At 57.7% G+C, this 19405-nt stretch carries 13 protein-coding genes; 8 read left to right on the top strand and 5 right to left on the bottom strand.

Going from position 1 to position 19405, the window contains the following annotated elements:
* The first annotated feature begins 4 nt into the window (after nucleotides 1–4).
* From DD236_RS06720 to DD236_RS06705, 4 genes are read left to right on the top strand one after another with little or no spacing between them, the layout of a single operon-like run.
* A complete protein-coding gene (locus DD236_RS06720; protein WP_109093612.1) occupies nucleotides 5–1486 on the top strand; it encodes an AlbA family DNA-binding domain-containing protein in 1482 nt (493 codons plus the stop codon).
* Nucleotides 1483–3978, top strand: coding sequence for a BREX-1 system phosphatase PglZ type A (gene pglZ / locus DD236_RS06715; protein ID WP_109093611.1), 2496 nt, complete (start codon nucleotides 1483–1485; stop codon nucleotides 3976–3978). Before DD236_RS06720 ends, pglZ begins: the two co-directional genes overlap by 4 nt.
* A gap of 13 nt (nucleotides 3979–3991) precedes the next feature.
* Nucleotides 3992–6139, top strand: a complete 2148-nt coding sequence (gene brxL / locus DD236_RS06710) for a BREX system Lon protease-like protein BrxL (RefSeq protein WP_109093610.1) — start codon at nucleotides 3992–3994, stop codon at nucleotides 6137–6139.
* 1 nt (nucleotide 6140) lies between these two features.
* Nucleotides 6141–7781: a DUF262 domain-containing protein gene (locus DD236_RS06705; RefSeq protein ID WP_109093609.1), complete on the top strand. Its 1641-nt coding sequence runs from the start codon at nucleotides 6141–6143 to the stop codon at nucleotides 7779–7781.
* Nucleotides 7782–8138: 357 nt separating this feature from the next.
* On the opposite strand, the gene DD236_RS06700 is transcribed toward DD236_RS06705, so the two are convergent.
* Both DD236_RS06700 and DD236_RS06690 read right to left on the bottom strand, forming a co-directional pair.
* Nucleotides 8139–8729, bottom strand: a complete 591-nt coding sequence (locus tag DD236_RS06700) for a nuclease-related domain-containing protein (RefSeq protein ID WP_109093608.1) — start codon at nucleotides 8727–8729, stop codon at nucleotides 8139–8141.
* A gap of 712 nt (nucleotides 8730–9441) precedes the next feature.
* Complete coding sequence (locus DD236_RS06690; RefSeq protein WP_207785724.1) at nucleotides 9442–10065, bottom strand: acetamidase/formamidase family protein; 624 nt, start codon at nucleotides 10063–10065, stop codon at nucleotides 9442–9444.
* Nucleotides 10066–10131: 66 nt separating this feature from the next.
* Between DD236_RS06690 and DD236_RS06685 the strand changes: the two genes are divergently transcribed.
* The 3 genes from DD236_RS06685 to DD236_RS06675 all read left to right on the top strand — a co-directional run bounded on the left by DD236_RS06685 (nucleotide 10132) and on the right by DD236_RS06675 (nucleotide 12787).
* A complete protein-coding gene (locus DD236_RS06685) occupies nucleotides 10132–10392 on the top strand; it encodes a type II toxin-antitoxin system Phd/YefM family antitoxin (RefSeq protein ID WP_109093605.1) in 261 nt (86 codons plus the stop codon).
* Nucleotides 10389–10793 carry a type II toxin-antitoxin system VapC family toxin gene (locus tag DD236_RS06680; RefSeq protein WP_109093604.1) on the top strand — a complete coding sequence of 135 codons (405 nt, stop codon included), beginning with the start codon at nucleotides 10389–10391 and terminating at the stop codon, nucleotides 10791–10793. Before DD236_RS06685 ends, DD236_RS06680 begins: the two co-directional genes overlap by 4 nt.
* A gap of 62 nt (nucleotides 10794–10855) precedes the next feature.
* Complete coding sequence (locus tag DD236_RS06675; protein ID WP_109093603.1) at nucleotides 10856–12787, top strand: hypothetical protein; 1932 nt, start codon at nucleotides 10856–10858, stop codon at nucleotides 12785–12787.
* A 5-nt stretch (nucleotides 12788–12792) separates the two neighbouring features.
* On the opposite strand, the gene DD236_RS06670 is transcribed toward DD236_RS06675, so the two are convergent.
* The 3 genes from DD236_RS06670 to DD236_RS06660 all read right to left on the bottom strand — a co-directional run bounded on the left by DD236_RS06670 (nucleotide 12793) and on the right by DD236_RS06660 (nucleotide 18385).
* Nucleotides 12793–15846 (bottom strand): tetratricopeptide repeat protein, encoded by a 3054-nt coding sequence (locus DD236_RS06670; protein WP_109093602.1) that lies wholly within the window; start codon nucleotides 15844–15846, stop codon nucleotides 12793–12795.
* 44 nt (nucleotides 15847–15890) lie between these two features.
* Entirely contained in the window at nucleotides 15891–16868 is a 978-nt protein-coding gene (locus DD236_RS06665; protein WP_133246071.1) for a DUF1266 domain-containing protein, read from the bottom strand.
* A gap of 140 nt (nucleotides 16869–17008) precedes the next feature.
* Entirely contained in the window at nucleotides 17009–18385 is a 1377-nt protein-coding gene (locus tag DD236_RS06660) for a hypothetical protein (protein WP_109093600.1), read from the bottom strand.
* A 612-nt stretch (nucleotides 18386–18997) separates the two neighbouring features.
* On the opposite strand from DD236_RS06660, the gene DD236_RS12185 reads away from it, so the two are divergent.
* On the top strand, nucleotides 18998–19399 hold the full coding sequence (locus tag DD236_RS12185; RefSeq protein ID WP_207785723.1) for a GIY-YIG nuclease family protein: 402 nt from the start codon (nucleotides 18998–19000) through the stop codon (nucleotides 19397–19399).
* Nucleotides 19400–19405 lie beyond the last annotated feature (6 nt).

Genomic DNA, 19405 nt, shown 5'->3' with positions numbered 1-19405 from the left:
TCTGATGGCTGATGTGCTCACTCTGGATTCGACCGGTCGGGTAATTGAAGTTGAGGGCAAGACCCTTGAGTTCAAGCGTGACCTGTCGTCGCCGACGAAACCGCTTCGCACAGTTGTTGCGTTTGCGAACTCTGCGGGCGGGCGCCTCGTGATTGGAGTCAACGATGACGGCAGTGTCTCCGGCGTCGAGGACCCTCTCGCCGAGGAGGAGCGCATCACGAGCCTGATCACGGATCGGATCTCGCCACAGCTTGTGCCTGGCATTGACCTAGTGACGTTGGGTGGGGCGACTGTTTTGGTCGTGGATGTCCCTCTGAGTACGCGGCGTCCTCACTTCATGAAGGATCAGGGCCCGGAGTCCGGGGTCTACGTTCGGTTGGGTTCCTCGACCCGACAGGCCGATCCGGCTTTGGTTGCGGAACTGGAGCGTAACGCGCGGGGTGTCGCGTTCGAAGACTTACCGGAGCCACGGGCGACGTCGGGCGACCTGGACCTAGAGGGTCTGTCGGAGCTCCGTGGGCGACAGACAGGAGTTGACGATCTCATAGCCTTGGGTCTCGCAGTCAAGCAGGGTGGCGAGGTCGTGCCGACCAACGCTGGAATTCTGGCCGCGTGTGACGATCCGACGCGATTCCTCCCGTCCGCATGGGTACAGTGTGGGCGACTGCGCGGGCCGAGCGGGACGGACATCTTCGACCAGACGGAGGTCCACGGCCCAATGCCACGAGCCGTGGACAAGGTCATGGAGTTCCTGCTCAAGCACGCCTACAAGACGGCCGTGTTCGGCGAGGTCAAACGGCGTGACGTCTACTCGATCCCGGTGGAGGCAATCCGTGAGGTTGTCGTCAACGCCCTCGTTCACGCGAACTATGCCGAGCGCGGCACCCCGATCCGGGTCGGGTTCTACGACGACCGCATCCAGGTCGACAGCCCTGGCCTGCTGTTGCCAGGGATGACGGTGGAGTCCATGCGCCGCGCTTCTCGTTTGCGAAACCCGTCTCTGGCACGGATCTTCCGTGAGGCCGGGATCATGGAGCAGTGGGGCACGGGCGTCCAGCGCGTCTTCGAGCAGATTGCCGAGGCCGGGTTACCCGAGCCACGTATTGAAGAGGTGATGGATCGGCTGCGCTTCACCGTCTACGTGCCCTCTCATGCCCCGGAGAGTTCCTCCGCCACTGGTGAGCATCAGGGCAACGCTCCGAGTGAGCAAGGTGTGAGCAAGTCGAGTGAGCAAGTGAGTAAGATGAGTGAGCAAGCTCAGGCCTTGCTCAGCCTGGCATCGGAGGGCCCTCGTTCCCGTGCCGAACTGCTCGCGGGCATCGACCTGTCCGATGCTTACGGCAACTACAAGCGTCATCTTCTCCCCCTGATCGAAGGCGGCTACTTGGCTCGCACCATCCCTGAGAAACCGAACAGTCAAAACCAGCGCTACCGCACTACCGATGCTGGGCGCGAGATCCTTGCTGGGAAGGAGACCACCAAGTGAGTTCCCTAGCTTCCGTGATTCCGCACCTCGAAGACGAATTCGCTCGCCAGCGCCTGGTGTTCTGGCACGACCCCGATGGCAGCTACGCCGACGAGCTGTCCGATATTGACATCGCTGATGTCACAGTTCTTTCGGTCGCCAACGATGAGTACGCGCTCAAGTACAGGATTCTTCAAGAGGAACCGGATGCTCACTTCCTCATTTATCGCCGAGGCGACGTGCCCGTGGGCATTGGAAACTGGCTCCTTGACCTCGAACTTGCCTACGGGGTGTTCACGGCTGACCGTACTGCCTTATTGCGCCACGACCTCGGGCTGACCAGCGACGGCATCGACACGGTGCTCGATGCGCACGAGGCCTTCTTCCGATCCTCGAAGCGAGCCGAAGCGCTCAGGGTACTCCTTCATGCGGATGATTCGGCGGATCTGGTCCAGGCGAAGATGTGTGCGGTTCTGTTGGGCCAAACTGAGCACAGCATGCTGGAGCTGGCACGTACCCTGTTGGGCGAGAACGCCAGCGGTTCGAGTCAGAAGTATGAATCACTCGACGAATACGACCTGCTTGACTTCCACTGGGCCGGGGTTGCCAGGATCTACGGGTACAAGGCAACCCAGCCAAGCGTTGACGACTTCGTGCTGTGGATGTTCCGGCAGGCCATAAACGGATTCAAGAGCGATCCGCCGGGGGCGCTGCGTAACATCCAGCTAGACTTCGACAGCCTGCGCAACGACCGCCGCAGCTCTGCAGCGCTCATGGTCTTGGCCTCGCGCGCCGCCAAAGATCTTGACTATTCACTCAAGATCGAAGACGTCGACCTTCCAGCTCTTGCCGGAAACTATCTGTTTGAAGAGGTCGAGCAGAAGATCGTCAGCACCCTAGCCCGCCAGGTCGCGGACCGGACGATCAGCGCCCGCGAGGTAGGCGACACAATCCGCGGCCGCCAGTCAAGCATCTGGGTGGATGACTACCGGGATCTCTACACAGCGATCGGTTCCGCTTCCGAACTCCTCTCGATTCTGGCAACAGCAACGTTTGACGTGGCATCACTTGACGCGGGCTTGCTGAAGTACCAGCGAGAATGGTTCCGGATCGATCAGCTCTATCGCCACTTCCAACGTGCGGCGCGGACTACCGACTACGACGGAGTGGTTGAGACACTCCGCAAGGAAGTGGAGAATTACTACGTCAACAAGTTCCTTTTCCCCCTCGGAGTCGCATGGCAACACCAGGTAGACGCGACTACCGCGTGGCGCTCCAACGTCTTGAGGCCGCAGCCATCGTTCTACCGGGATCGAGTCGAGCCGCTGGTCCGAAAGGGCACCAAGAAGGCCGTTGTCATCATCTCTGATGCCTTGCGCTACGAGGTCGCCGACGAACTAGGCACCCGCATACGTCAGGAAGACCGCTTTGATGCCACGGTGGATGCCGTGCTCGGCGTCTTACCCAGCTACACGCAGCTGGGTATGGCGGCGCTCCTGCCCCACAAGGCGCTCGCACACTCCACGAAGGGCGACCCCGTCCTCGTGGACGGGCAGCGCTCAGATGGCACAGCCAACCGCAACAAGATCCTGGAGTCGGTGGATGGATTTGCAATCCAAGCCGAAGAAGTCTTGGCCATGGGTAACCGAGAGCTGAAACAGCTCTACACCGAGCACCACGTGTTCTACGTCTATCACAACGGGATTGACGCCGCAGGCGACAAGGCGGCAACTGAACAGTCGGTTTTCGAAGCAACCGAGACGACGCTGGACACGCTGGTCAAACTGGTGAAGAAGCTCGCCAGCGCCAACGCGACGAACATCTTCGTCACAGCTGATCACGGCTTCCTCTATCAGGACAGTCCTCTCGCTGATGCGGGGTACCTATCGACGAAGCCTCAGGGTGATGACCTAGTGACGGTCAACCGTCGCTACGTGCTGGGTCGGGGATTGAAGGACGAACCTGCGTTCAAGCTGTTTGAACCGGAGCAAGTCGGCTTGGACAGTGACCTTCAGGTGCAGGTCCCGAAGTCGATCCACCGCCTTCGTCTCCCTGGAGCGGGATCACGGTATGTGCATGGTGGTGCATCGTTGCAGGAGATCGTGGTGCCGGTGCTTGCGATCAACAAGAAGCGCGAGAGCGATACCCGCCAGGTCAACGTCGAAGCCCAGCCTGAGACGGACAAGATCACGACAGGCCAGCTGGTGATCAAGCTCTACCAGACTGAGCCGGTCAGTGAGAAGGTCCAACCCAGAGCCCTACGCGCTGGACTGTATGTCGGCGAGACGCTGATCTCGAATCAAATTGAGCTGACGTTCGATCAGACTTCGGATGATGCACGGGACCGGTACCAAAGTGCGCGGATGCTGCTGAGCCAGGATGCAGACGCCTTCAACAACCGCGCTGTGGAGTTCCGCTTGGAGGAACAGATCCCGAATACAAGCCAGTGGCGGGCTTACCAGCGCGTTCCGTATACGCTGCGCCGCTCGTTCACAACGGACTTCGACTTCTAGGAGAGTGTGAGACATGGAACTGGACGTCTCGAACCTCAACCCGACCGAGCAGTCGGATACTGTGCCCGCTGCGGGTGCGCCCGAGCAGAGTGACCTGGACCGGAAGATCAACCTGTACTTCCCGGGCGTCGTCGTGCGCAAGGACCTGGTGAAGACGGTCAAGGGCAACGCGATTGTCCCGTCCTACGTGCTGGAGTACCTGCTGGGCCAGTACGCGGCGTCCGACGACGAAGCAACCATCGTCGCCGGGATCGACGCGGTGCGCAAGATCCTCGCGGATCACTACGTGCATCGCAACGAGTCCGAGCTGGTCAAGTCGATCATTAAGGAGAAAGGACGCCACCGCATCATCGACCGCGTCAGCGTCGTTCTCAATGAAAAGGCCGACGTCTACGAGGCATCGTTTGAGAACCTTGGCATCCGTGGCGTTATCATCGACCCCGGCACCGTCAAGGCCAACGAGAAGCTCCTGGTCGGTGGAGTGTGGTGCATCTGCGACATCGAGTACTCCCATTCCGACGACTCCCGAGTAGTTCCGTGGATTCTGGGGTCGCTCAAGGCGATCCAGATGTCGAGCTTCGACTTCGGCGGCTACCTGGCCGCCCGGAGGGAGTTCACGAGCGAGGAGTGGGTGGATCTGCTCATCCAGTCCATCGGCTTCAACCCTGACCTGTTCGGGCGCCGCGCAAAGCTGCTTCAGTTGGTGCGCTTGATCCCCTTCGTGGAGCGTAACTACAACCTCATCGAGCTCGGCCCGAAGGGCACCGGCAAGTCGCACATCTTCTCCGAGTTCTCCCCGCACGGGATGCTGATCTCGGGTGGTGAGGTGACGGTGCCTAAGCTGTTCGTCAACAACTCCAATGGCAAGATCGGCCTGGTCGGCTACTGGGACGTGGCGGCCTTCGACGAGTTCGCGGGCAAGAAGAAGCGTACCGACAAGGCGCTTGTTGACATCATGAAGAACTACATGGCCAACAAGTCCTTCTCCCGCGGCGTGCAGACCATGGGGGCGGAGGCCTCGATGGTGTTCGTGGGCAACACGTCCCACACGGTGCCCTACATGCTCAAGCACTCCGACCTGTTCGATGAGCTGCCCGAGGCCTACCACGACTCCGCCTACCTGGACCGGCTCCACTGCTACATCCCCGGCTGGGAGGTCGAGACCATCCGCGGCGAGATGTTCTCCACCGGGTACGGGTTCGTTGTCGACTACATCGCCGAAGTCCTGCGCTCCATGCGCAACAGCGACTTCTCCGACAAGTACCAGGCGCACTTCGCCCTCGGTCCGGAGATCTCGACCCGAGACCGGGACGGCATCCACAAGACGTTCTCCGGGCTCATGAAGATCGTCTACCCGACCGGCGAGGCCACACCGGAGGAGATCGAGGAGCTTCTGCGATTCGCAATCGAGGGTCGAAAGCGCGTCAAGGACCAGATCCTGCGCATCGACGCAACCTTCGACCCCGTCAACTTCGGCTACACCGACATGGCTGGTCACTGGCACCCAGTTACCACGCTGGAGGAAGACGAGTACCCGGCCTACTACCAGGTGGCCCAACAGGCCGCGGCGGCGTCGACCGGTGACGGGGCCGGCACGCCCCATTCCGTTGGAGCACCTAGCCCGTCGTCGGCTCCAGGACCTGCCACCGTTGCCGGTCCCGTTGAGGAAAAGCTCTTCGAGGGGCAGCGGGACTTTGTGGAAAACCAACGCGGTGTCTCCTATGAGGCACTGTTCCTCCCGTACTTACGCGGGGCCGCTGAGATCGAACTGCACGACCCATACATCCGGATGAACCACCAAGGCCGCAACCTTGTCGAGCTGCTTGCCCTCATCGCCTCAGCCAAGGACCCAGCCGACGAGGTGACCTTCAAGCTGTACACGACACTTGACGACGACCCCAACTATCAGCAGAAGCAGCTGCAGATGCTCAGCCAGATCCGACAGGAAGCGGCACAACAGGGACTCAAAGTCGAGATCGCAAAAGACCCGGGCGGCCACGACCGCTGGCTACGCACTGACACCGGCTGGCGCATCAACCTCGGCCGCGGCCTCGACATCTTCCAGAAGTCCGACGGAGGCTGGTTCGACCTCGGCACCAGCCGTCAGGAGTTCCGGCAGGTCAGAGCTTTCGGAGTCACCTATATTAAGGAGCTTTTCTAGTATGGCTGAAAACACAGAATTCGATCACGATCAACTCGGCCACTTGCTCGCGGATCACCTTGTGGAAGTTCCCGAGTTTCAGCGAGCATACTCATGGGAAAGGGTGAACGTCCGAGAATATCTCGCTGATCTCGCACGCGCGCGTAAAAGCGAGACGCCTTACTTCATGGGAACAATCGTTTTTGCAAAAACAAATGAGGGAAACGGGCGGCGAAAAGTTGTTGACGGGCAGCAGCGGCTTGCTACTACCGCTGTGCTTATCGCGGCGATTCGTGACCGTCTTCAAGAACTCGGGAAAGCAAGCCTTTCAGATAACATTTCTAAGAAGTACCTGCGAAGGTTCAGTATTCGTGATGAAGGTGAGGTAGATAGCTTAATTCTCAGCCCCAACGATCAAGACGCATACGACGCAATAATTGCTTGCGAGCTTTCAGACGTGCAACCGTCCAACAGGATTCGGATTTGTTATGAGGAATGCCGGACGCACTTAAGTAGTCTTGCTCCGACGGTCCATAGCTACCGTCGACTGGTCGATATAATCGACCAACTTGAGAATGATGTACAGGTGCTAGTGGCTGTTGCGTCCGATCTTCCGGAAGCATACGTCATATTTGAGACTCTGAATGATCGAGGTGCTGATCTAACAACAGCTGACCTGCTCAAGAATTTCTTATTCAGCGAAGCAAGACCGTCTGACTTCCGATATGTGGAGCAAGGGTGGAACTCAATTGAAACGAACCTGGGAAACAAGCCTGATGCGATGGTGAAGTTTGTTCGGCATGATTTTATGTCTCGCAACGGCAAAGTGACGGCTCGTAAGCTGTATCGCGCTCTACAAGATGAGCTCAGAGAGAATCCTGGAGCCAAAAGATTCGTCCAGCGTCTCAAGAAGGCTCAAGTAGTGTATTTGGCACTGAGTGATTCCGATAATGAGTATTGGCGCGAAGTCAGTATCGATGTTAGAGACGCGCTCATCGCATACAGACGATTTGGTTTTGAAAGCAGCTATCCCGTGTTGCTCGCGGCATTCCGCGAGTGGGAGAAAGAGAAGGCGTCACGCCTACTGGTTAAAATCGCCAAATGGAGTGTGCGCGCTCAATTTGCGGGCCGGATCGGCGCAGGAGCCTCAGAAGAGGCTTTTGCCGCTGCAGCAGCGGCAATCTCAGATGGTCGAGTAACTAATCAACAAGGAGTTCGCGAGATACTCAGTAAGCTGATCCCTACGGATGCCGAGTTCCGGTTAGCCTTTACAGCTTATGGGAAATTGCCAACAAATCGAGCAAAGTATGTCTTAGCGATGCTAGAAAAAGCTGCAGACGCAAAGACTCAACAGCCTGAACGTCCGTTAGATTGGACTTCAACTGGGGTCACGATCGAGCACATAATGCCGCAGTCAAAAGGGCAAAACGAAGAAGCTACAGATTTTAAGATACGTGAAATTGGCAATTTGACATTGCTTGAGAAGCGCTTGAATCATCAATTATCGAGTAGGCCATATTCTGAGAAACGGAGTGTGTACGGTGAATCTTCGTATAGTTTGACTCAAGCGTTAGCGGCAATTGATTCATGGGATATTGAGTGCATTGGGCGCCGAACAGAATTTCTGGCAGATTTGGCTTGTCTGGCTTGGCCGGCCGACTGAAATTCGATCTCAAAATGCTTATTCCTGCGTCGGGAAATCGACCTGCTGGTGTGTTGATGAATGCCAAAACTGCCATATCTGAAGTGCGTTCGAGACAATATGTGCGTTTGGGCTCGGACCTAAACCTATTTGGATTTCATTTGCGAGAATCTCAGCGAGCCGATCCAGCTACTCGGGGCCGCGCGCCCCGTGATCTGTCGATGCTTATCGCCTGTACGAATGATGCGGCCGGCGCATGCTGGAGAAGTCAGCGCTGGATTCATGAGCAACGAGTTGCTGGCGATCTCCTGAAACAGGGCAGCCGTAACGTTCTGGTAGCCACGAATTCTGGACGGCCGCCTCCGGAGGCCCGAGCACTTATAGAGAAGAGTTTTCACAACCTGCCCCGGCAGCGTCTTCTGGCGTTTCAGCCCAATCGAGATGCTCGGAGTGCCACGCCGCATGATTCTCCAAAACGCGTTCGATGGTGCGTGTGGGGTGGGAAACGTCGTCGGCCCAAGCTAACTCCCACTCAAAAAACGAGAGGTCCGATGGAGCGCGCCCGCCAAAATGGTGGCGGCCAATCGAGGTGAGCCAGACTAGCCGCGCAAAAGGCTCGTTCCCCGTAATCACGCCTTCACGCCGCAGGTATGCGCGGATAGAACCGAGCGCGCCGTCCACCTGCGTGAATGGATTCTTGTGGGGCTGGGGTGTGCGGTCCAGAGTCCAGACCCCGTCCCCGTAATCCACCTGCTTCGGCGATTTGGTTTCGATCACCACGATTCCCTTGCCCGGCACTACCACCACAAAATCTGCTTCACCCATCTCCTTGCCGATGTGCTGGCGGATCGGGAGTGAGTGAATCACGGTCCAATCCGGGCGATCCATGATCCCCTCGAACGCGTTGTACACGCGGCGCTCGGACCTGTTCGCGTTGTGGCGCGACGTGCTGGGAATCATGCGAGGCATGGGAGATCCTTCGATCGGCGGTGAAACGATGTTTCTAGCCTACCGCTGGGCTCATGGGGGCGCTCATAGGTTGGCGCGATTTCCCTATGGTTGGACAGAGACAAATGACGAACCGGGCATTTCGCTGGAATGGGAGTTCGATGACGGCTTGCGGTCCCTAGAAGACAAGTTGAGATAGACGACGGTCGGTTTTATCAATTCGATGGTTCAACCAATTCTCAGTTCTTTAGTTAGTCCTGCTGGATAAGTGGCCGTCGAAGGCTAAATGAAGGCGTTCAAGTCCGAGCACTGTTCCGGAGGCAGGCGGGCGCATTCTTAGCTTGTTGGGTCCCACGTAATCACCAGTTGTAGAAGCGCCTGATTGCGGCCCGCTCGTGGATCTCCTTGTACCAGAATCGCGGTTTTCGCGTGCAAGGCCGCGTACTGTAACTGCTGATCTAGTGAAGATATACAGAATGCTGCTTATCAGATCGCCGGTTTAGTCCCTGAGCGTGTGCGTATTCTCTATTTCGTCAAACAGAGCTTGAACGCGAGTTACAAAGGCAGTCGTAATTGATTCGTCAGAGTCACTCCAGCAGACACTAAGATCTTCCGTAAATTTCTTCTTTAAGTCTTGTTTCGGGTAAATCTGAGCATAAATTGCCGGAAGGTCTGGATCTATAGTGAACTTGAGTTCCGCAGACCAATCGACCAAAGGGAAATGATAGGCGTTCTAGGTTTCATCCGCGCTCCCACCATGGGATTCCCAACCAGATTCGATACCCCTCGTTTGAAATGATTCGGCAATCAATGGTTCCAAGTGGGTGTTCCGAGCTCGGATCAGTATGCGCATGTCTCGTTCTGCCTGTTGAACCGCCCTAAGGGCTTCTCGGTGAATCATCATATGGCCACGCCACGCTGTGAACTGTACCTGTTCGTTTGATAGGTCGGACATTCTTGGGCCTCCGTCGAAGTCAAAAGACATGGCAACAACGAAGACATCCAAACTCGCCATCTGAGCTGCGTTCGGGGATCCATTCCCCGGATCAATTTTGGTGGAGCCACTGGCCGGAGGATCAATCGGTAAATCGAGAATGGCCGTGGGTATATAGACCGTGGCGCACGGACTCAGAATTTCAACCACTCCGCAAAGGCGGCCATCGATCGCAGCGGAACCTAGTAATAAGCGGGCTTGCTCCTGGCTGTAATCGAACTTGGCAAGTAATCGATCGTGTGCAGGCCATGCGCGTTGGAAGGTCAAATTGGAATCGAAATACTTTTGCTCACCGTCGATGGTAACGGACGTTACCGAAAAGGTAATCCATTCCGAATACTGCGGAGCAGTGCTGGCGGGCAAGAGGATCGCATTCTACTTATGTCTCAGCGATTGCCCGTAACCCTTCACTGAGCTACAATGTAGAACATGGGGGAAGTTGGAATTAGAGCGTTGAAGCAGAACGCTTCAGAAGTAGTTGCGCGCGCGGTGGGCGGCGAGGTGTTAACCGTGACAGATCGTGGCCGCCCAGTGGCCCTCTTATCTGGCTTGCGAGGCGGCGCGATTGACCGTCTGGCAGCGCGTGGCGCCCGAATGCCGCAAGCGGACATCAAGGAGTTTGTTAGCCCTCAACTTCCCGATGGCCTCTCGCAGGTGGTCGAAGACATGCGTGAAGAGGAGCGGTATTGAGCCGCCTCGTCTATGCGGATACCTCGGCACTGGCGAAGCTCCTAGCCGAGGAGGCGGAAACCCTGGCCTTGAGGTCGTGGATTGCGGGAATCGAAGACTTAGTGATGGTCAGTTCGGATCTGGTCCGGACGGAGCTGATGCGGGCAATCCGTAAAGCCCACCCCGCAGCTGCTCCTTCCGTCAGGGCCTTGCTAACTACACTCGTTTTGGTTCCGATCTCCACCGATATCTGTGACAGTGCTGCGCGTCTAGAACCTCCGACGCTGCGGTCTCTAGACGCTATCCACTTGGCAACCGCACTTGTTGCCGGCGAAGACTTAGAAGCGATGCTGACGTACGATGACCGCTTGGCTGAGGCTTCGTCGCGTTATGGACTTAAAGTGGTTGCCCCTAGCGCCTGACCGAGCCCCCAAACGTCCCCACACCCTGCACACCACCCCATCCATCACGTAGGCTCGTACCCATGGAATCCCCACGCGATGGCGCCCCTGAGAATCCCTTCGACGATCCCGAGTTCCGCGAGTTCGCGGAACAAATGGGCATTGTGCACAAGCCGGGCATGGCTCAGGAACTGATGAATGAGCTGGCCCCGTTGCTTGCAGCCGAGGGCGTGGATCTGGATGCACCGGAGGGGTTGGAGGATCTGACGGAAGAAGACCTCAACGCGGCACTGGATGCCGCGACTGAGCGTTACAACATGGAGCTGCACACGCCAACGGGTGAGGATCGGCTGGCAGCGTTCGAGGTGTTGAATTCGTGCGCTGAGGCTATTGGCCGCGGCGATAGTGGGCTCGCCGGGCTGATTATCGCCACTCTGCACCCGGAAGGTTTCGAGCCCTGGCCGGCCATTTCCCATGTGATCGGCGTGGGGCTGGGGAAGCTGGATGAATGGGGACGCAACGCGGATCTGCGCAAGGCCTTTACCGCGGCCAAGTTGCCGCACTGGGATTGGAGGGGAACGAAGGCGGCGAAGGATGTGCTGCGAACAGCCCGCAAGGGGGCGGCGTTCGACGATCTTCACCGGCTCACCGTAACGTATCGCGGACTGGGCCTACTCTACGGCACGATGCTCGCCTATTCCGGGGTAATTGGTGGGGCAGCGCGGATGTGGAAGGTGGACGTGCCAGGCGCCCTCGCGGAGCTCGATGTGCCGCGCAGTCCGGACGTTCGTGGTGCCATCGAGTGGCTGGAACGCGACCACGAGCTGGCGGAAGAGCTGGAGGACTGGTTCGTCTCCACCTACACGAGGCTCGCGCAAAACAATCCGGGGATCGAAGACGAAGACCTACCGCCGCTAGAGCTAGCTGACTTGGGCGAGAACCTGACGTTGGCCGAGGACATTACGCAGATTTTCGCGAGTGCGCGCGGCAACGGCATCAATCCCTACACTCCCGAGGGTGCATCACAGATCTTGGATATTGTCACTGACATGCTCGCGGATGCCAATGACGACGATGATCCGGAGGCCGCTGACTCCCTGCGCGATAACGCCCACAGCATACGTGAGACCATGACAACCTACGCGTTCTTCCGGATGTCCTACGGCCAGAACGTCGAGGCTTGGCAAAGCGTCCTTGACCGCGCCGAAGCCGTACGTACGATTGGCGATTACGAGTTGGAAGCGTTGGAGTCGCTTCCATTTCCCGACGACGACGAACTCCGCGCCGCACTCGCTACCCTCCCAATTGTGACGGCCGTTCCGGAGCTCATCGAGTGGGCGGCAGATGCGCCGAAGGGAACTAGAAACGGTGGATTGAGACGAGTAGATATCGAGCCGGTGGCGAAGATGCTGGGTCTCGACATCGTGGGGCAGGCGAAGGTGCCTCGTGTCTGGCAGCAGGATCATGAAGACCAAACGCGGTATGTCCATTCGATGACCGAGGCCTCAGAGCTGAATGCGTGGATCAGGGCCCTCGACATGATGGACATCGTAACGTTTGACGGTGTGGGCTTTTACCCGGCCAGTCAGGCGATGGTGTGGGAGCATCCCGAGGCAGTCAGCACTGAGGAGCTCGAAGGATTTGTTGGTGCGTTCCTGACAGTGTTCCTGCTGGGGCCCTTGGACTCTGCGGGAAACATCCGGAAGCATCGGTACACGGTCAATCTCATCTCGATCCTCAGCGAGGTGCTCGAATTCGAACCGATGCTGCGGGAGTTTCCGGACGGGGCCAGCTATGGCAGCATGTTGCCCGGGCGTTTCGGCATCGACATCCTGGAAAAGCTTGGCTTTCTTACGCAGTACCCGGCGGATCTTGAGAACGATTCGCGGCGTGTGCTGGTATCGGGGAATACGATGTACGGTGCGATCGGGCCAGAGGAGATTGAGATTCCCGCGGCGCTTCAACGCACGATTGCGGGAGTACTGATGGTGGTGCTCAACCACCTCCGGGAGTGATCTCGTCAGTGCTGCTTCAACCGCGCCTCAATGACACGGATCCCGTTGCCCATCCTCGCCACGGCGGGATGGTCGCTTCCGCGGATGGCAACTATCCCAGCTCTAGCTTCCTGAAACCAAGGCAACGCATCGGCAGGGCGATCTGATTGCGCGTACGCGTTGCCGATCTTGATCTTGGCATTGATCGAAGGAGTGGTTTCTTTCCCGTATTCTTTCTCTTCAAGCTCGATGTAGTTTTGGAGCAACTCGATTGCGGCGTCGAATTTGCCTTGGGTCTCCAGGACTTCGATAAGGTTTTTTCGGCAATCGGCGGCACGATCAGACAGATCTCCGAGGATCAGACTCCAGCCCGTTAGGGCCCGGCGCCAGCCCGCTTCAGCCTCTTCGAATCGCTTCTCCTTCTGAAGAATCTCAGTCCTCGCCTCCAGAGCACTCAAAGAGAGCCACGTATCGCCCTCAGGGGTTTCGAACTCTTCGACGATCTGGTCAAGTTGGGTCAACGCATCATCCACTTGGCCCATGCCGGCCATCAGGCGGGGGATTGCGATCCGCGGCCAGAACCCCGTCTCCACGTTATTCTTTGTGGAAAGTGAAATCGCCCGACGATAGCTCTCTATCGCCGCCTCCTTTTGACCAAGCGCTTCTTGGACTTGAGCGAGGGACCTGTAAGCCGTGGCCTTGGATTCACCGTAGGCCGCATAACGGCTCTGGTGCCAATGGGAAATAACCCACTCGTATTCCTCGGCCGCTTCCGTCCACTTCTTTGCTTTGCCTAGGACGCTCGCGAGCTTATTCCTCTCGGCGTGTACCCGCTCAGAGTCGGAGCCGTGTAAGGAAATGGCCGCATCAAGCATCGCACGCTGTTCTTCCTCGGCGCTTACCTTGATGCCTTTGGATTCGTCGATTTTCCGGCGAGCGTTCTCGATGAGGCGCTTGAGCTGGCCGTTGTTAAGCTCGTTTGTGGGGTAGCCAACCTGAAGGCGTTTATCGAGCACAGGAGAAAGCTCGGTGATGATCTCCTCCCAGTTGCCCCCAGCAGCGAGGTACTGCTCCAACCTCAAGTAGAGCGAGGTGAGGCGTTGAAGCTCCATGCCGGGTTTGTCCGCTTCGGGACCGGCGATAGTACGTGCCAATTCGATCGCTTGGCGTTGATGGCCTGCCGCTTCCTCAAAATCGCCCTCGTCTCGGGCGATTCGCGCGGATGAGAGGTGAATTTGCATGGCAATTTCAGAGGGAAGATTCTCATGCTGAAGGATCTCCTCGTGTATCGCTTGGGCCGATCGCGGCTTGGAGACCAGAATATATTTGTCAGCCACCGCGAGCTGCATATTAAGGAGCTCGGTCCCGGTGATTCCCGCCGCCCGGAGATGTTTCAGGGCTGCCGCGGCGTGCTCTGACGATGCGGCAAACTCCATGCGACCGCCTGTCAGCTCACTCAGCTGGAGCTCAGCGCGTGACCGGGCGTATTCAAGGCCGGGTGTTGCTGCTTGGTCTTTCAACTCTGCGTCCAGCTCAAGGAACCAAACCGCCAGATGGGAGCGGCGAGCAAGCGCTAGGTCCCTTTGGTTTGGCAGACGCGGAGAAGATTGTGGAGCGGGCTGAGAAATCGAATCTGCGAGAATGCCGCGGGTGATGGTCTGGAACTTTCTTGATGCGTTGCCACGAAGGCGTTTTTCGCTGTGATAGCGGGCGTGATCTGCGAACACTACGTCGATAAAGCGCACAGTGAACTCTGGGGAGGCACACCAGTGCATTGGGCTTATTGCCTTGTCTAGGCCGGCGGCAACATCGACTTCACTACCCGGGCTAAACTGAGCAAAGGCTTCGGCGAGGATTTCCTTCTCCACGTCGCACAACGGAACCGCCTCGTCGGGACGGGCGGCGGTGGCGAGGCAAAGTGCCATCTGTGTCTCGCGGTCAAGCTCTCCCCACCGCGCGTCAAGGACGCCCAGCGCGTCAATCGGCAGTCCCGCATGGTCGGTCAGGAGGGCTTCGGGTCCGATGAAATCATATGAATCGGCCAGTTCGCTGGATTCGAGCCAGAGCTTGAGAACCAGCGGGTTATCCAGCCGCCGGGCCGTTTCCTCAGCAATGTGCAGGCTGACGTCAAAGGATTCCTGCACCAGTTGTGTTAAATCGCTATGGCCAAGCTGAGGACACTCGATGGGGACGAGCGAATCCTTATGGTTCGAGATGAAAGCGCTCTGAATGTTGTTGGATACCGCGTCAGGCCAGTTGGTGGCAATCACCAGCACGGGAGCGTTGCTGGCGAGCAGGGAATCTAGAAGGGCCGATAGTTCATTGCCCATCCTGTGCAGGTCTTCCACAACCACGATTGCGGGGAGCGAGTCAAGGGCGAGGTCCGCGATCGCCTTCGCCAAGTCTTTGCCAGCTGTGGCCTGATTCTTGGAGACGATCTCCGCCGTATCAGTTTCGTTCTTGAACTGGGCGCGTTCCTTCCGCCGCCGATTCCCAGCGCGTAGGCCCTTTATGCCGAATGAGAGCAGGGACTCGGGGAAGAGCACCTCGATGCCGTTCTCTGCCAAGACGTCCACGGCCGCTGAAACCCCTTCGTCTCTAGCTGCCTCAGTTAGCTCACTCCACGCTGCCTTGGATTGGCGCTTTCCTTTGGCGAGTAGGCCCTCGTTCTTGCGGCGCGCCATCGTGAGTGGGAGGCCGTTGGCGTCCACTTGAGGCCGCGCTGCGGCAACCACGTCCTCCAGTATGCCCGTCCCGAGTGTTTCACAGTTAAAGTGCCACCAACCGAACGTTGGAAAGGTTTCTTCCGGCCAGAGTAAGTCTTCCTGAAGGGGGCCAATCAGCTTGCGTTGGCGCATCACGTCATTGCCCTGGCTTTTGCGCAAGGGTGGCCAGTAAGCGTCCTGGTTCCGGTCCTTCAACCGGCCATAAAACTCCTGGACAATGCGGGTTTTGCCGCAGCCGGACGGGCCTTCGATCACGACCATTTGGGGAGACTTCGAGGCTTGGACCGAGTCCAGTACCTCAAGGATTTCGCCGACGACGAGGCCGTGGTTCCCAAGCAAAACGTCACTCCGCATACCGGGAGTTTATCTGACTCACCTCATTGGCCGGTGCAACCGTGTCACTGGCTGTCCGCGCGCTGGGAGATCGCATACTCAAGCTGCTCGGTCCACGTGGCGCGGACCTGAGGCGCCGGGTTCGGGTAAGCGTGCGGCATGTGGTCAAGGATCAGGTAGTTTGGAGTGGGGATCTGGGCCGTCCACGGTACCATCGCCCACGGGGAGTCGGAAGCAGTGGCAAGGACCTGCTTGGCGTGATCATTGTGCTGGCGGCCGAGCTCACCGTCCACGCCGTCCTCGCTGGACCAGTACCAGCGGGCCTCAAAGAAGTGATGGACCATGTCTTGCCAGCTGGAGTAGGTTTCCTGCAGGCCGCGGGAGGCGATCCATGCGGTGTCGAGGGCTTCGTCCTCTGACAGGTAGCCCGCGGCCACGCCCGCGCGGCACAGCATGATCACGCGAACCAGATCCCAGGCGAGGAAGTTCGTGGCCAAGCAGTCATTCGCGTTCTGGCGGACCCAGCGGTAACGGCGGAATTCCTCGGCGGAGTCAGCGCCTTCCTGTGCGGCCTTGTACATCGCGCCGCGGACCCGGCGTTCGTCAGCGCCTTTGAGGTTAGCCCAGTTCTGGCGTTCGGCATCGAAGCGCTCGCGGTGGCCATGTTGGAGGAGGGAAAGAAGTTGGCGGCGAAGCTCGGAGGCGTTGCGGATGCCCCAAGCGTTGGAGAGCATTTCGGCTTCGTGCGGGCCATCACCAAAGTTGAACCGATCAATGGGAACGCCGCGGCACATGGCGTAGTTCGCGCTGGCTGCATCGGGCCATCCCTCTAGCGAACTGCGGAGGTGGGCAGGGGAGTTGACCCAGATGATCTGGTGGTGGGAGCGCAGCCAGTCCGCCTGCTCCTTCAGTGCCTTGGCATTTTCGCGCCGCTGTTTGCCGTTCCCTCCAGCCTTGGCTGTGACGTAGCCGGCCACGAACCGGACCACGATTCCAAGCGCAACGATGATGATGATTCCGATAATGACGTCTGTGCTGGGCATAGTGCTGGCCTTCGGGTAGGAGGGAAGCAATCGGGCAATGAGCACAGCATAGCGGGACCATGGTCCCTGAGGTGTGGCCAGTCCGGATTCTCCGCTGGCGATCGGGGAAGTCGGGATATGTAGTTACCTTCTGGGTGGTCCTACTCCTCGGTTGGGGAGTCCAGTGCCTTAGGGCTGTCGGCGCCTTCAATGCTCTCTTTCGGCTTTGTCTCGATGAATGTGCTGAAGGCTGTGGAAAGACCACTGGCTGCTCCTTTGAGGGCCGCGCCGGCCTGCCTAGCTGCGACCGCTGCTCGCGGGTCATCCGGAATACCGTCCCCATCGATATCAATTGGTCTAAATGGCTGAGTGGCGCGATCCAGCGTAGCGTCGCCGACCTCCCGTGCCTTGGCAAGGCTCTCTGAACTCATCTGGAGCGCTTTATCCTTCGTTTCTCCGGCAGCCTGTCTCCAACGCCGTGCTTCGCCTGCTGCATGAATTGATTCAATGCCGAGCTGAGTTTCGAAGGACACGATTCCGGCACCCACTCGGTTACTTGCTCTAACTGTTGTTGGAGAATCGAACGGGTTAAGCAATACACGGGCATTTGCCCGCTTGATGTTCTCTTCGATGCTGGCAATTAGATGAGCAGTGGTTTTGGAGATGGCTTCGAGCCGACCATCGCGAGAGGCGAGTAGCCCCTCTCGGTGCTTCTCTAGTTGTTCAGGAGTGGACTCGAGTATCCGGTCGAGTTCAAGTACGGCAACAGCATCCGCGAGTTGTATGCACTTAGCTAGCACTGCGAGCCATTCACGTACCTCAGGTTCAACTCTTTTGGTGACTCGCGAGATATCTGACAGGTCTTTCTTTTTCTTTAGTTTTCCAGCTAGGGCATCGAGCTGGCGGAGGGCGTACGCCTGCGTCTTGGCAATCGTCAAAGAGCTGGATTGCACCTTTGACCACGTCACATCAGAGACTCCTCCAACTCGGTCTCGAACAACGAGCGCCTCGGCTATGACGAGACTCGCGCCGATCATCTCCGAAAAGACTGCGTCCTTTTGAGAACGGAGAATATCGTCAACCTTCTCATCGATGGTTTCAAGGTACCGCTCGATGTTCTTCATCTGTTGCTCTAGTGCTTGCTGCTGCATCATTGCTGAGAGTGCAGGTAGCACTGTTGGAGCCATTAGAAGGCCGGGAGCCTTATCGATTTGTAGCCATTTTGCGATGCTTCCTCTTTGACCAGCCATTGCGTGAAAAACACCGGGCGTATCTGTGGAGATCAGATTGTACTTTTTAATTGCCTCTGCGGACTCTGCCGTCAGTCTGACCCACCGGCCAGAGTTCTCTGCGAGATGAGTGCCTGCCTGAGCCGCGGTTGCCCCGGTACTCATAAATGGAGTTAGGCGCTGAAGATTGAGGGTGCTGGAGGGGACATCGCTTAAGCCTTCTGAATGAAGAAACTCATCGATATCGGTCTCGCTGCCAATGAGTGTCAGGCCATCGCCGTCATTGATGATCTGGATTTCTCCATCCATGGTGGGTTCCTCGTTCGTGGTACCGAAGTGCGTATTGCACACTGAGTCGAATCAAACTATAGATGATGCGTTGAGCATTGAGAGCCACTTTGAGTCTGGAGTTTTTCGCATTGTGCTGCGGCTCCAAGGCGGTTGAAAGAGCGTACGCATGCCGGTGGTTCTATATAGAATCACTCTCGGAAGTAGCGAGGTGATGGCAGAGTGCCCTTAACATTTGAAACGATCCTACGAGACTCGGGGATTCATCCAGCAGACACTCAAGCTATTCGGCATGTTTTTGTTGAATACCACGAAGATAGTGGAGAGAGTGGGCTCAGCATTGACTCAACCGATCAGGAGATTCTCGATTACACAGCAAGGCAGTCTGCAGATCCGAGGAGATTTCCTTTGGCTCCGCCGAGGTACTGGGTCGTATTCATGAGGGAAGGAGGGACCCAAGCTCGGTTGTGGAAAGTACTGGAGAATCGGGGGCAGGTGTCTGCCAATTCTGTCCTCCGGTACTTCGATCTCGCTCCATCGGGCTTGCTTACTGATCTCGAGCGTCGACTCGTTATCGGGTGGAAATCACCCAGAGCGTGGCGTTTGAATGGTACGACGGCGGGTAGATATCCAGTGATCGGAATTGCCGATGCAGAACCGATCCCATTTCCCGGGTTTGATCGGCTGATTCTGGACTACGCCGAACTCCAGGCTGTTATGAGTGAGCAGCGGTTTGCATCGTGGCGTACAGCCTTGGCGTCGGTCATGGGCATCTACGCAATCACAGACATGCGCGATGGTCGCCAATACGTCGGTAAAGCAGATGGCGCACAGAATATCTGCCAGCGTTGGAGTGAATACGCGGTGACCGGGCATGGCGGCAATATTGAGCTCAAGAGCTTAACGCCGTCTACTTTCAGGTTCTCGCTACTCCGCGTGTTCGACCCGTCCACGCCTGCAAGCGTGGTGGATGCCGCCGAGAGCCATTTCAAAGAAGCTCTCGGCACACGCAAATACGGGTTGAATCGGAATTGATGATCG

Origin of the sequence: Ancrocorticia populi, assembly GCF_003123745.1 — a bacterium.
In the GTDB taxonomy this organism is placed as follows: domain Bacteria; phylum Actinomycetota; class Actinomycetes; order Actinomycetales; family Actinomycetaceae; genus Ancrocorticia; species Ancrocorticia populi.
This window is presented reverse-complemented; position numbering and strand designations above follow the sequence as displayed.